The following is a 12,230-nucleotide window of genomic DNA, read 5'->3' on the forward strand; positions in this document are numbered from 1 at the left end:
ATGCACTCGATCGCTACCGTGAAATCGGCCTCCGGCGCGGCGAAGTATTTCACCAAGGACGACTATGTCGCAGGTGATTATTACACCGACGAGAAGGCTGGAGACGTCAGCCTTTGGGGCGGGGAAGGCGCCGCCACGGCAGGCCTTACCGGCGCGGTCAGCCAAGAGGCTTTCGCGAAGGCACTGCATGGCGAGCTGCCTTCAGGAGAGAAGGTCGACCAACGAGAGGGTCGGCGGCCGGGGTACGACCTCACCTTCTCGGCACCGAAGTCAGTCTCGCTCATGGCCTATGTGGCAGGGGACAAGCGTATCCTCGGCCCGGACGGAGCCCATACCAAGGCGGTCCAGCAGACGTTGTCATGGATCGAGAAGAACCTCGCTGAAACGCGCATCACGAAGGACGGCAAAACGGAGGCGGTGAAGACCGGCAATTTGGTCTACGCACTCTTTCAGCACGACACGAGCCGCGCGCTCGATCCCCAGCTCCATATCCATGCGATCCTGGCCAACCTGACGAAGGGGCCGGATGGCGAGTGGCATGCGCTCCACGCTGACAAAATCTGGGCGAACAACACCGTGATCGGCGCAATCTACCATGCGTATCTCCGCAATGAGTTGGAGAAGCTCGGCTACCAACTTGTAGCGACCGGAAAGCACGGCACGTTCGAGATTGTCGGGGTGCCCAAGGACGTCCTCGAGACCTTCAGCCAGCGCCGTGAGCAGATCCTCGAGAAGGCGGCCGAGCTGGGTATCGTATCACCTAAGGGGCGAGACGGTGTCACCGTCACAACCCGCGATCCCAAACTCAACCTCGAGGATCGGGACGGCCTGGTCCTCGACTGGATGAAGGATGCAGCCGCAGCCGGTTGGGACGGAAAGGCGCTGCTTGAGGGTGCGATGAACGCCGCCGCGAAGATGGAGCAGCGTGAGAACGCCGGGGCTATTGGCCGCAGCTACAATGCCATCGCAGACGCCGTGAAGGTGGCGAGAGAAACGGTGTCGGGCTTGATGCGTTCGCCCGACCCGCTCGTCGACCGCGGTTTCGTGCGAATGGCGCAGAGCGCCGGGCAAGCCAACGCGCAGCTCGCCGTTGCCTCGGCGATCCGGACCTTGGGCCAGCGCGAGGCGGCATTCGAGAAGAACCAGGTCGCCAAGAAGGCACTCGACTTCAATTTGAAGGGCGTGACGATCGATCACGTCGAGGCGCGCATCGATCAGCTGACCGAGAAGGGCAAGCTGCTTGCCGGCGAGATCCGTAGCAGCGCCGGGATGGTGGCCGCCGTAACGACGCCGGAATCCCTCAGAACCGAGGAACGGATCCTTGAGCGAGTAGAGGCCGGCAAAGGCACTGCGACACCGCTGGTTGCCCCTTCGGAGGCACCAGACCGCCTACAGGCCGCCTCCCCTCACGCGCTGAACGAAGGACAGCTTGCAGCCGCAACGCTGGTCGTGTCCTCGCCTGACAAGATCGTCGCGGTGCAGGGCATCGCCGGCGCGGGCAAGTCGACGATGCTCCAAGCTGTCGCACGCGTGGCGGAATCTGAAGGCAAGTCGGTGCTAGGCCTCGCCTTTCAGAACAAGATGGTCGCCGACATGAAGGAGGGCATGGCCCGGCCCGATGCGATCCCCAATCGGGAGATGTCGGTCGACCAGATGCAGGCCGCCGGCGTCAGCGCCGAGACGATCGCGCACTTCATCTGGCACAATGAGAAGCACGCCATAAACCCGAACACGCCGGCTGCTCAGGCGCGGCGGGACGAGCTGAAGGACACGGTCATCGTCGTCGACGAGACGTCGATGGTCTCCAACCAGGACATGTTGAAGATGCTGACGATCGCAGAGGCGCTCGGCATCGAACGTATCGCGCTCATCGGCGACCGACAGCAGCTGCTCCCGATCGACGCCGGCAAGGCGTTCGCGATGATGCAGGCGGCGATGATCGGCATGGCTCGGATGGATGAAAATCTGCGACAGCAGACCGACCAGCTTCGGACGGTTGCAGCACTCGCCAACGTCGGAAAGGCGGGCCAGGCGCTAAAAGTGCTCGGTGACAAGGTGGTCGAACACCAAGACCCGGCCGCGCGTGCGGCGGAGCTATGGCTCGACCTGTCGCCGGAGAAGCGCGCTGAAACGGCGATCTTCGCCTCCGGGCGCGAAACACGAGCGGACATCAATGATGCGGTCCAGAAGGGCTTGCGGGACGAGGGCACGCTCAAGGGCGATGGCTTGTTCGTTACAGTCCTGCAGAACATCAATTTGACCCGCGAGGAGCTGCGGTACGCCCAATCCTACGAGAAGGGTCAGCAGCTTCAGATACAGGAGGTGATCCCGGAGCTCGGCCTGCGCCGCGGCGTGGCGGAGGTCAGACGCACTTTCGCCAACGGCAGGGTGGAGGTGGTCCAGAATGGGCGCGCCATCAAATTCAATCCCCAGCGCATGGACCCCATGATCGGCAAGGATCGCATGTCGCTCGCGACCTTGGAGACGATCCGCATCCATGAGGGCGATCGCATCAGGTGGACGGATAACGACAAGGACCGCGGGATTTTCAACGCCTCGCTCGGCACCATCACTCGGATCGAGGACGGGAAGGTCACCGTACAGCTGGCCAACAAAGACGAGGTCACGCTCGAGAACGGTGACCGGATGATGCACCGCATGGATCTCGCATACGCCCTGAACATGCACATGGCACAGGGCGTCACGACCAACGACGCGATAGTCGCCATGCGCAGCTTCGAGCGCAACCTGTCCAACCAGCGCCTTTTCAACGTCGCCGTCACCCGCGTGCGGTTCGAGCTGACGATGGTCATCGACAACCTTCAGAAGCTGGACCGACAACTCGACAGCAACCCCGGCAACAAGACGGCGTCGCTCGAGACCCTCGGACGCCTCGATATCGACGGCCCGGGGCGACATACCAAGGCGGCCGACGACGCGCTTAGCGCAGCAGCAGCGACACTCGATCGCGATGACGGGCAGCGGATCATCTTCGACGCATCGCTGACGTCGGCTGACGACCTCCCACCCATGGGCAAGTCGGAGAACGACTACTCGGATCCGAAGCAGATGGAGCGTGACGGCCTCGCGCTCGACCGCAAGGATGACGAGGATCGCCAGAAGCGCCCGGAGACGCGGAAGGACGACGAGCTGGGAATGCGCCCGCTCGACATGGACGATTTGAGCTCCCTGCCCGCGATGCCTGGCCACGGCGACCAGCTGCCGGGGCTCCCTCAGAAAAATCTAAGCCTGGATATGTGAGGAACGCCATGAGCCCGATATTTCAGAGCAAACCCACGTCCGAAGAGTTGCGCAGGCTCGCGCATGATCTGCTCGCTATTCGAGCCAGTCGGTTTTCGAGTGGCGACGCCACCCTGTTTGACGACGAAACCCAAAATGCTCGTATCCTGAGTGACGGAGCGCTCGCCTGTCTGCAGGGTGCAGCCGAACTGGAGAAGAAGGACGATGCGCGCCGATCGATCGATCGGCGCATGATCGTTCAACTCGCCCGGGTCCTAGTCATATTCGCGATCATCGTCGTCGCCGCGCAGCTCATCCCCGGAAGGCCAGCATCATCAAAAGAGGTGCAGTGGCTTTCTATGTCCGAAAACCGGCTATCAGCGGCTGAGAGCGGCAAAACATCGGATTCGATCCCTCTGAGTGCCGTCCGATGATGGACAAGCCCCTCCCCCTCCTGATCGCATTGGTCTCGGCCGTCCTCATCCTGAAGGCGCTAGGTGTTCGAAACATATTCGGTCCACCGCGCCCGGTTGCGAAACGCTTCCTGACCCCGCGCGAGACGGCCATGCTCAACGTCCTCGAGCGCGCCCTGCCGCACTGCCGTATCCATGCGCAAGTCGCGATGGGAGCGCTTCTGCGCGTACCGCAAAGCCCAATGCGGAAGAGCAAGATTTCCGACCGGAATGCCTTTTCGCAGAAGATCGTCGACTTCGTGGCGCAGGATCGTGCGACGGGCCTGATCGTCGCGCTAATCGAGGTCGACGACTGGTCGCATAACCCGTTCAAGGACCGCGTTCGCGACGAAATGACGGCTTATGCGGGATATCGCACGATCCGCGTGCCCGGGCGCGTGCAGCCCAACTTCAACGACGTCATGCCGATCGTCGCGTCGCTGCGACCCCTCCCCGCACAGAACCTTCCCCGCCACGAGGTCATGTAGCCATGGCAATAGCCGAACGATCACGTCCATCTGCCGAAGCCAGCGGATTAGATGACGCTCAGAGCGCCCCTACCTGTAGGCGCTTGCAATCATAACGGCGCCTGCTCGCAAACAGCCAGATTTTCTGCTCACGCTATCTGCCACTGGCGCGTGGCAACCTGCTCAAATTATCTGCCAGTGTGCTCGCCATTATCCGGCGCTGCTTGCAAACGAGGCGTCATGCTCACGCTTTCTACCAGTGGGTTCTCCAAACCCGTCGCCGGCAGACGCTTTTGCGAAGCACGTTTTCAGAACAGTTCTGACAAGCGGCGGGCAGCAGAAATGCGGTGCGGTCATGGCCCGCCGGCAAGGTCGTCAGAAAGGAAGGCTTTTGCGAACAGCGGGTGGCGCATAGAGCGGGCACAGATATACGTTTACGACTGAACCAGTCGAAGCGCGCTGGCCGCGACCGTCCCGAATGGGATCAATGGTCGGGATAGGATTCTCTTCATGCCCCAGCCGGTATAAAGGAACCGCCCCGATCGTAGCGGCTGCGTCGTTATCCCGCCTACCCAACCCGTGGGCTCGACCTTCGGCCCAGCCGGGCCCGCCTCAACGTGGCCCGTCGACTGCGATGACCGCGGCGTCGTCTAGCTGGAACCGGCCAAAGTCGTCGTCGCCCCATAACGAACGCTCCAGCCGGCCGACAAGCCGGATCGGCTTCCCGGTCGGCATTGACCCATAAGGCAGCGAGTATTCATGGTTTTGCGTCGAGGGAGCCGATCATAGGCAGGAATACGGCACAACCCGTTTCCTTGCAGGAAAGATCAAGCACCAGGTTCTTCCCCGATCCGTCGTTCCGCCCAGCAAACGTCCACAGAAGGCTGCGGCGCTCGGGATAGTTCGGGTCGGCGACACGGTAGGAAGCTACGCCTGCGGGGCGGCCGTCGAGCGTGAGCTGATCCGCTTTGTAGTTGGTCCCGGAGCTCGCGATCGGCAGCGCCGATCCTCGGCCTGTCACTGTGAACATGCCTTCGTAGCCCGGCCCGCGCAGCAGGAACACCGGATCGTCTACCGGGTCCTTTCCCGCCTTCAGAGTCGCATCTGATGGAATGGCGACCGTGCAGCACGAAGGGATCCCGACCGACTTCCAGCCGGCCGGGACCTCGGGTTGCGGTGCGTTCGGCGAGCAGGACACTAGCAGCAATCCCGCTACCGACCACACCGCGACCCTCATATCACCGCACTCCGTAGGCGTTGCGAAGCGCTGTCGTCTCCGTCGAGCACGGGGTGCGACGCACCACGCCCGCCGGCTGACTATAGTGCATGACGCACGCCGTGTTGTTGGCTTCACCGAAGCCCAAAGCATGGCCGAGCTCATGCGTCATGGTCGACTCATAATCAAACGAGCCGGAAGGAGGGCTCGACCGAGTAGACGGGCAATGGAACCGCCCACCCGACTCATCGCCATAATACCAGAGGTAATCGGCCTTCACGATCACGTCTGCCTGGGTGATGGTCGATCCGCTGGTCCACAGGTTGGTCGACGCGAGGGCGGTCGAGTTGGTGGGATAGCCGTCCTCCACGGTCACGATCTGAGCCGTGGTCTCGGTCCCTCGCGTGGTGGTCAGGTTATTCGCCGCGTCCCACTGATAGTAGAAGCGCGACCCTTGAGCGTTCCAGTTGCTGACCGCTCGCCCGAGGGCAGGGTCGCAGCCCGCCGGCATGGCGATGTGCAGGTACACCGACTTGGTAGGGACATGTTCGCGGGCTTCCGGCCCAAGCCTGCCGCCACGCCGGAGAAGGCACCTACCCCGGATCGTGCTGGCGCGGCGAGCGGCGGCAAGCCGGATCAGGCCAGGGCGATCGAACGCTATGCGCGGGCGTCGGCCGACATAGGCCGGATGCGCGCGCAGGAGCTGCCGGTGCTGCCGCATCAGGAGAGCGCGTTGCGCCGCGCCGGCGAGGCGCTGGACCAGGTGCGGCCCGATGCTGCGCGCGACCTCGCTTCCGCGTTCCGTCGCGATCCTGGGCTGATCGGGCAGGCGGCGGAGGGCAAGACCGGCGGCGCGGTGCGCGCGATGGCCGAGGAGCGCCGGGTGCGGCTCGACTCCGACGCGCGCGCCGACCGGTTTGTGGAGAGTTGGCGGGGACTGGCGCGCGAGCGGGCAGGCGGCGACCAGGTCCGGGCCGAGAAGGCTACCACGCGCATGGGCGCGATGGCCGAGGGCCTGCGCCGGGACCCTGAGCTGGCGAAGGCGCTGGAGCGCCGCGCGCCCGAGCTGGAGCTGAAACTGGAGCGCGGCCGGAGCATCGAGAAATCGCTGGAGCAGTCGATCGGGATCGGCCGCGAGCGCGACAGGGGCATGAGCCTATAAGGGGATGACGTGTGACGGATGAAGAAGGGCCGAATGAAGCCGCACAGGCGTTCGAAGAGCTGCGCGCCGAGGTGACGCTGATGCGCCGTGCCGTCGAGCGGCTGACGGCCGAGCGCATGGAGGTGCCGGAACCGCCCGACTATTCCGAGACGTTAGGCGTGATCGCCAACAACATCACCGCCACCGCGCAGCGCGTCGATATGCTGGTCAAAAGCCCGATGCTGGCGATGACGCCCGAGCTATTGGCGGGACGGATCACCGCGGCGGCAAGCACGGCGCGCCAGGAAGACCGGCAGACGATCGCTACGGCGCGCACCGGCCTGGAGGACGTGACGCGCCAGCTTCACAGCTATGTCGTGTCGGCGCGGCGTGGCGATGAGCAGAACCGCTGGCTGATGTGGAGCGCGATCGGCGGGATTGTGGTCGGCATGATCCTGTGGGCGGTGTTCGCCGGCATTGTCGCGCGCGCCGTGCCCGCGAGCTGGCAATGGCCGGAGAAGATGGCGGCACGCTCGCTCGACCTGCCGATGTGGGAAGGCGGCCAGCGCCTCATGCGGGCAAGCGCGCCCGACGCTTTCGCCAACATCGCCGCGGGTGATCGAATTGTGACCGCCAATCGTGAGGTGCTGGAGGCGTGTCAGAAGCGCGCCAACAAGACAGGAAAATCGGTGCAGTGCACCGGCACGGTCGAGCCAGTAGGCAAAGAGGCTCGTAAGTGAGGGTAATCGTCTTGCAATCCGTATTACAAGGCAATACCAGAACATACATGGTACGCCGGAGAGGCATATGGCAGACGATATCGTTGTAACAGTGCGGGTGCCGAAGAAGCTCGCGCAAAAGGCACGGCAAGTTGCTGATAGTCGTGACGAAACAGTGAGTCAGGTCATCCGGCGAGGCTTGCGTGGCTATGTGGGTCGCGCGCCAAAATCGATTAAGAATGAGGACGCAGCCTAATGTCAGAATCCAAGCGCAAGGCGTCCAAGAAGTCACCGGATTATAGTCCGGCAGCTATGGATCTGTTGAACGTCGCAGGGGGCGGCAATTTCAGAACAGTACTGGCGGATCCGCCGTGGCAGTTTCAAAACCGTACCGGGAAGGTGGCACCCGAGCACCGCCGCCTAAACCGCTACGGGACAATGACGCTGGACGAGATTTGCGAGCTACCGGTGCAGGAGTGCGTTGCGCCAACCGCCCACCTCTACCTGTGGGTGCCTAATGCGCTCTTGCCGGACGGCTTGCGTGTAATGCGGGAATGGGGCTTTGAGTATAAATCCAACATCGTATGGCGGAAGATCCGCAAGGATGGCGGATCTGATGGTCGGGGCGTGGGATTCTATTTCCGCAACGTTACAGAACTGATCCTATTTGGCGTCCGGGGCAAGAACGCCCGCACGCTTGATCCGGGTCGGACACAGGTGAACTATCTTGAGAGCCGCAAGCGGGAGCACAGCCGTAAGCCTGACGAGCAATATCCGCTGATTGAGGAATGCAGCCCCGGCCCGTTCTTGGAGATGTTCTCGCGTGGAACGCGGCCGGATTGGACCGTATGGGGCAACCAGGCGGACGAGGAATATACCCCTTCCTGGCCGACGTATGCCCATCACTCTAGGGCTGGGCTGGTGGCGGAAGCGGCTGAATAGGCTCAGCAAGGATCTCCTGCTCCTCCTCGCCCTCGGCGATGGCGCCCACGTCGAGATGCTCATCGAAAGTGACGATTGAGCTGGGTAGTCCAATGAGGAGGAGCGGGCATGGATTGCCGACGCCGCGGTGCACGCGATCTTCTAGCTTTCGCCAATGGGTCGTGGCGGCCCCATATTTATCCTTCACGAAACTAAGCGACCAAGCGTCTGCAAAGGTCGCGCCGCCTGCTCGCATACGCCGAGCAACATCGGCCTTCTGCCGGGGGGTGGGCGTCAGTCCCAAAGATCCAAGGTCATCACTCGACTCCAGACCCCGCTCGGTTGCAAACCGGCGGACGAGCTGCACCATGTCGTCCTGTAGGCTCGATCCCCGCGTGACAATCACGCCAACGCTGATCGCCCCCTCCGCGTGCAGCCGCTTAAAGTTCTCCAGGTCGCGGTCGAAGAATGGATCCTTGTTGTTCCACTCGATTTCGAGCGCGATGACGCGGCCATCGGCGAAGGTACGGACATGATCGACCTCATGGGAGATCGACTCCCTTTGGACGCCGTTGATGCGCTTTTCGATCGTGAAATTGACCTTGTGCCAGCCCAGCTCGGCCAAGGCGCGCCGGAGACGCTGAGTGCCCTTTGTCTCGCCTCCACCCGAGCCGATGATCTCCTCAATTGGGATGGATAGCGCGCCGAGCGCCGCTTCCAACTCCCCGATCGCGTCGGGAAAATCGACGCTCAGGATGGCCGTGGCATGGCTGTGAAACTCAATTTGGAAGCCGCGAGCGGCCAGATCTTCAAACATGCTCGTCCAAGAGTCGCTTCTGATGCGCCCAGGTGCCATAGATTGCCGGGCTAGGGCGAGGCCCCTATGCTCACCGAGGCGATTGCGCACGAGAGGATTGGCCACCTATCCGACTTTGCCGGCAAGCGGGTAGAGCGGTGGTGGGTGGATGCCCTGTTTCTCGCACTAGATCGTCTCATTGAGGATAGGGAGCTGGACGGAGAGCGCGTCAGCCCTGAGCGCTACGGCTCCCTATTGGGGCGATCGAGCTTCGCCCAAATTGCGGGTGCCCGCAGCTTGGAGAAGGATCTTGCGACCAAGCACCTAGTCGCCCTCTACACCGCTTGTGGCGGTAGAGAGCGCTTTTCCGATCAGCACGTCCGTGAGCGGACGGAACTGACCATACCCGATGTTCAATGGTTTGCCGCTAACGACAATCGACCCCAGGGAGCTGTGCATCCCTCAAATCCACGGTTCACTACCCGCTCTGCTGAGGCCTTGGCGGGCGATTTTACATTGGAGGATCTGGGCTTCATCTTCGTTCCTTCGTCACTACGACGAAGCCCAGATCCTCCTTAAATCACAACCTCAAATCTGTGCCATTGGTGCTGACGGCGGACACGCGACCTTGGTGAGCTTCGAATCCGTGCCCGCGGACTTGAACGCGAACGCGGCCCCGGCTGCCGCGGTGCTGGCGACGGCCGCTCCAACGAGCACCTTCTGCTTCGTGTCCATCAGACTGTCCCTCTCTCAAGGGGCCGCGCGACCGACGTGTTCCTGCTCGTCCTCTCCTCATCACCAGCGGATGCAATCTTGAACGCCAAGATTTGTGCGCGGTGGATCTGGGGAGGCTCGGCGAACAGCGAAGCAGCGCTTCCGGATAGCGCCGTGCCGATTTCGCCCGACAGATGCGTCTCGCGCCCTGCCTCGTCGGCGAAGGTATCGAGGATGGCGAACCGAGTCTTTCCGAGACGCAGAGCGTACCACGACAGGGTGCCAGGCTCCCGCTCCACGGCCGATCGGGCTCCTTGGAGGAAGCGGGCAACCTCTTCCTCCGCACCGTCCCGTGCTTCAAGCGGAACATGCAGGGCCAAGCGCGGCAGGGCGTCCGCCGCCGGCACCTTGAGGGCGAGGATGTCGGCCGGCTCGATCTCCGGCAATCCGTTGAGGATGGTGAAGGTCTTCACGACCAGCGCCCGGCCGACCGTGCCGAACAGATGCTTCAGCCGGCCGGCATTGCCGGGGAAGGTATCGAAGATGGCGAAGTCGGCGGGGCCAAAGCGCAGCGCGTACCAGTGCCGCGTGTCCTGCTCATGCTCGACCGGCTCCAGCGCACCCCGGAGGAATTCAGCGGCATCTTCCTGGTGGGTCGGCCCGGCTTCAATGCCTACGAACAGTGCCTTGTGCATCTTTTCTCTCCTTGTTCCGATGGTAGCGCCTCGAGCTCCACGGAAGGCGTCCTGGGCCTAAATCATGGGAAGTTCGCGCGGCCGGGCGCCGACAGCCCGTTCGGCCAGGGCGACTTCCCCGGCCCGCGCACCCCTGGCGGGCGCGTGCTGGAGGAGATCGCGGCCAGCCACGGCGCGACCGCACGCCAAGTGGCGCTTCGCTTCCTGGTGCGTCGGCCATCGCTGTTCGCTATGGTCAACGAGTCCTGACCCTAGGTCTGCCGACATACTTGGTCGCAAGCTGATCGACACCGCCGCTACACGTGCTCCAAAGCGGCGGTGTCGATCGGCATCGATAAGCGTCCTGTTCCCGGTTATTCCGCCAATCAACCGTGCGGGCGCATAACAACCTTGATCACACCTTCTTCCTTGTCGCGGAATTTAGCGTACATTTCTGGCGCGTCTTCAAGACTGGCCGGGTGGGTGATCACGAAGCTGGGGTCGATCGCGCCCGCGACGATTTTTTCCAGCAACGGTCTAGTATAGCGCTGCACGTGGGTTTGGCCGAGCTTGATCGTTAGTCCTTTGTTCATCGCTGCACCGATCGGAAGCTTGTCACCCATCCCGACGTAGACGCCGGGCACGGAGACCGTGCCGCCCTTGCGGCAGCTCATGATCGCCTGCCGCAGGACGTGGACGCGATCAGTGGCGAGCATCATGCTTGCCTTCACCTTGTCCATGACCGCGTCCGCCGCCCCGTGCGCGGCCGCCTCGCAGCCGACAGCATCGATGCAGCTGTCGGGGCCCCGGCCCTTGGTTCGCGCCTGCAGCTCGTCGTAGACATCGGTTTCGGCGAAGTTAATCGTCTCAGCGCCACCGGCCTCCGCCATGGCGAGTCGCTCGGGCACCTCGTCGATCGCGATCACGCGGCCGGCGCCCATCATCAGCGCGGAGCGGATGGCGAACTGGCCGACCGGACCGCAGCCCCAGATCGCGACGGTGTCGCCATGCTCGATCTGCGCATTCTCGGCGGCCATGTAGCCGGTCGGGAAGATATCCGATAGGAAGAGGGCCTGCTCGTCGGTAACGTTGTCGGGAATCTTGATCGGACCGACATCCGCCATCGGCACGCGGAGATACTCCGCCTGACCGCCGCAGTAGCCGCCCAGCATGTGGCTGAAGCCGAACAGCCCGGCGGGCGAATGGCCCATCGCCTTGGCGGCCATCTCGGCGTTCGGATTGGTCCGATCGCAGGCCGCAAACAGACCCTTCTTGCAGAACCAGCAATCGCCGCAGCTGATCGTGAACGGCACCACCACCCGGTCCCCGATCTTGAGGTTGGTGACCTCGGACCCGAGCGCCACGACCTCGCCCATGTTCTCGTGGCCGAGGATGTCGCCGGCCTCCATGGTGGGCTGGTAGCCATCCAGCAGGTGAAGGTCCGACCCGCAGATCGCGCAGGCGGTTACTTTGATGATCGCATCGCGCGGGTGCTTGATCTCGGGATCCGCAACGGTGTCGACGCGGACATCGCCTTTACCGTGCCAGCATAGTGCGCGCATGTCGTTTCCTCATCTGAGTGCATGTCCCTGTCGTCAGGGCCATGTCTATGACGCTCAACGCCTTGAGCCGCGGCATGGGTCCCTGTCCATTTGATTCGTTTACATCAACGAGCGGCCGTAAAACGGCCGTACGGCCAGCGGGTTGAACGCAGACGGCATGCCCGGCTTGAAAGCCAGCAAGATAATGAAGTGGGTCGCCCAGGCCGTGCAGCCGGCCGACACGATGGTGATAGGTTCTCACAGGCTGCGCGTCTTCCGCCCTGAGCGTATGGCATGGTCGGCCAGGGCAAAGGACGCATAGATTCCGCAGAGGCAAACCAGGCCGGCG

13 protein-coding genes are annotated in these 12,230 nt (G+C 63.0%); 7 read left to right on the top strand and 6 right to left on the bottom strand.

Features of this window, described 5'->3' with window-relative positions:
- From mobF to FHY04_RS17045, 3 genes are read left to right on the top strand one after another with little or no spacing between them, the layout of a single operon-like run.
- The gene (gene mobF, locus FHY04_RS17035; RefSeq protein WP_066667194.1) at window positions 1–3,261 is read left to right on the top strand and encodes a MobF family relaxase; all 3,261 of its coding nucleotides are present in this window, start codon (window positions 1–3) and stop codon (window positions 3,259–3,261) included.
- Window positions 3,262–3,269: 8 nt separating this feature from the next.
- The gene (locus tag FHY04_RS17040; protein WP_022675745.1) at window positions 3,270–3,674 is read left to right on the top strand and encodes a hypothetical protein; all 405 of its coding nucleotides are present in this window, start codon (window positions 3,270–3,272) and stop codon (window positions 3,672–3,674) included.
- A complete protein-coding gene (locus FHY04_RS17045) occupies window positions 3,671–4,180 on the top strand; it encodes a DUF2726 domain-containing protein (protein WP_022675746.1) in 510 nt (169 codons plus the stop codon). The genes FHY04_RS17040 and FHY04_RS17045 overlap by 4 nt, the downstream gene beginning before the upstream one ends.
- 736 nt (window positions 4,181–4,916) lie before the next feature.
- Here FHY04_RS17045 and FHY04_RS17050 read toward each other — a convergent pair.
- Complete coding sequence (locus tag FHY04_RS17050; protein WP_010408789.1) at window positions 4,917–5,222, bottom strand: hypothetical protein; 306 nt, start codon at window positions 5,220–5,222, stop codon at window positions 4,917–4,919.
- A 175-nt stretch (window positions 5,223–5,397) separates the two neighbouring features.
- Entirely contained in the window at window positions 5,398–5,904 is a 507-nt protein-coding gene (locus FHY04_RS17055; protein WP_066282988.1) for a hypothetical protein, read from the bottom strand.
- Window positions 5,905–5,919: 15 nt separating this feature from the next.
- Here FHY04_RS17055 and FHY04_RS17060 point away from each other — a divergent pair, with 15 nt between their 5' ends.
- From FHY04_RS17060 to FHY04_RS17075, 4 genes are all read left to right on the top strand, one after another.
- Window positions 5,920–6,537, top strand: coding sequence for a hypothetical protein (locus tag FHY04_RS17060; RefSeq protein WP_066282979.1), 618 nt, complete (start codon window positions 5,920–5,922; stop codon window positions 6,535–6,537).
- Window positions 6,538–6,548: 11 nt separating this feature from the next.
- The gene (locus FHY04_RS17065; protein ID WP_183937292.1) at window positions 6,549–7,256 is read left to right on the top strand and encodes a DUF6118 family protein; all 708 of its coding nucleotides are present in this window, start codon (window positions 6,549–6,551) and stop codon (window positions 7,254–7,256) included.
- Window positions 7,257–7,323: 67 nt separating this feature from the next.
- On the top strand, window positions 7,324–7,491 hold the full coding sequence (locus FHY04_RS17070) for a hypothetical protein (RefSeq protein WP_154651464.1): 168 nt from the start codon (window positions 7,324–7,326) through the stop codon (window positions 7,489–7,491).
- On the top strand, window positions 7,491–8,177 hold the full coding sequence (locus FHY04_RS17075) for an MT-A70 family methyltransferase (RefSeq protein ID WP_029623207.1): 687 nt from the start codon (window positions 7,491–7,493) through the stop codon (window positions 8,175–8,177). The genes FHY04_RS17070 and FHY04_RS17075 overlap by 1 nt, the downstream gene beginning before the upstream one ends.
- Here the strand turns inward: FHY04_RS17075 and FHY04_RS17080 are convergent.
- The 4 genes from FHY04_RS17080 to FHY04_RS17095 all read right to left on the bottom strand — a co-directional run bounded on the left by FHY04_RS17080 (window position 8,143) and on the right by FHY04_RS17095 (window position 11,902).
- Window positions 8,143–8,973 carry a BglII/BstYI family type II restriction endonuclease gene (locus FHY04_RS17080; protein WP_010408784.1) on the bottom strand — a complete coding sequence of 277 codons (831 nt, stop codon included), beginning with the start codon at window positions 8,971–8,973 and terminating at the stop codon, window positions 8,143–8,145. The genes FHY04_RS17075 and FHY04_RS17080 overlap by 35 nt on opposite strands.
- Before the next feature lie 567 nt (window positions 8,974–9,540).
- Entirely contained in the window at window positions 9,541–9,687 is a 147-nt protein-coding gene (locus FHY04_RS17085) for a hypothetical protein (RefSeq protein ID WP_018250478.1), read from the bottom strand.
- Window positions 9,687–10,361, bottom strand: a complete 675-nt coding sequence (locus tag FHY04_RS17090) for a putative quinol monooxygenase (RefSeq protein ID WP_010408781.1) — start codon at window positions 10,359–10,361, stop codon at window positions 9,687–9,689. Before FHY04_RS17090 ends, FHY04_RS17085 begins: the two co-directional genes overlap by 1 nt.
- 365 nt (window positions 10,362–10,726) lie before the next feature.
- Window positions 10,727–11,902, bottom strand: a complete 1,176-nt coding sequence (locus tag FHY04_RS17095; RefSeq protein WP_035366856.1) for a zinc-dependent alcohol dehydrogenase — start codon at window positions 11,900–11,902, stop codon at window positions 10,727–10,729.
- Window positions 11,903–12,230: the final 328 nt, after the last annotated feature.

It is taken from the genome of Sphingomonas sp. BK481 (assembly GCF_014194875.1).
Classification (GTDB): Bacteria; Pseudomonadota; Alphaproteobacteria; order Sphingomonadales; family Sphingomonadaceae; genus Sphingomonas; species Sphingomonas aerolata.

Excerpts from the sequence above, each read along its gene's own strand:
- mobF (WP_066667194.1), top strand. The coding sequence starts at position 1 with ATGCACTCGATCGCTACCGTGAAATCGGCCTCCGGCGCGGCGAAGTAT.
- FHY04_RS17040 (WP_022675745.1), top strand. The coding sequence starts at position 3,270 with ATGAGCCCGATATTTCAGAGCAAACCCACGTCCGAAGAGTTGCGCAGG.
- FHY04_RS17045 (WP_022675746.1), top strand. The coding sequence starts at position 3,671 with ATGATGGACAAGCCCCTCCCCCTCCTGATCGCATTGGTCTCGGCCGTC.
- FHY04_RS17060 (WP_066282979.1), top strand. The coding sequence starts at position 5,920 with ATGTTCGCGGGCTTCCGGCCCAAGCCTGCCGCCACGCCGGAGAAGGCA.
- FHY04_RS17070 (WP_154651464.1), top strand. The coding sequence starts at position 7,324 with ATGGCAGACGATATCGTTGTAACAGTGCGGGTGCCGAAGAAGCTCGCG.
- FHY04_RS17075 (WP_029623207.1), top strand. The coding sequence starts at position 7,491 with ATGTCAGAATCCAAGCGCAAGGCGTCCAAGAAGTCACCGGATTATAGT.
- FHY04_RS17080 (WP_010408784.1), bottom strand. The coding sequence starts at position 8,973 with ATGTTTGAAGATCTGGCCGCTCGCGGCTTCCAAATTGAGTTTCACAGC.
- FHY04_RS17085 (WP_018250478.1), bottom strand. The coding sequence starts at position 9,687 with ATGGACACGAAGCAGAAGGTGCTCGTTGGAGCGGCCGTCGCCAGCACC.
- FHY04_RS17090 (WP_010408781.1), bottom strand. The coding sequence starts at position 10,361 with ATGCACAAGGCACTGTTCGTAGGCATTGAAGCCGGGCCGACCCACCAG.
- FHY04_RS17095 (WP_035366856.1), bottom strand. The coding sequence starts at position 11,902 with ATGCGCGCACTATGCTGGCACGGTAAAGGCGATGTCCGCGTCGACACC.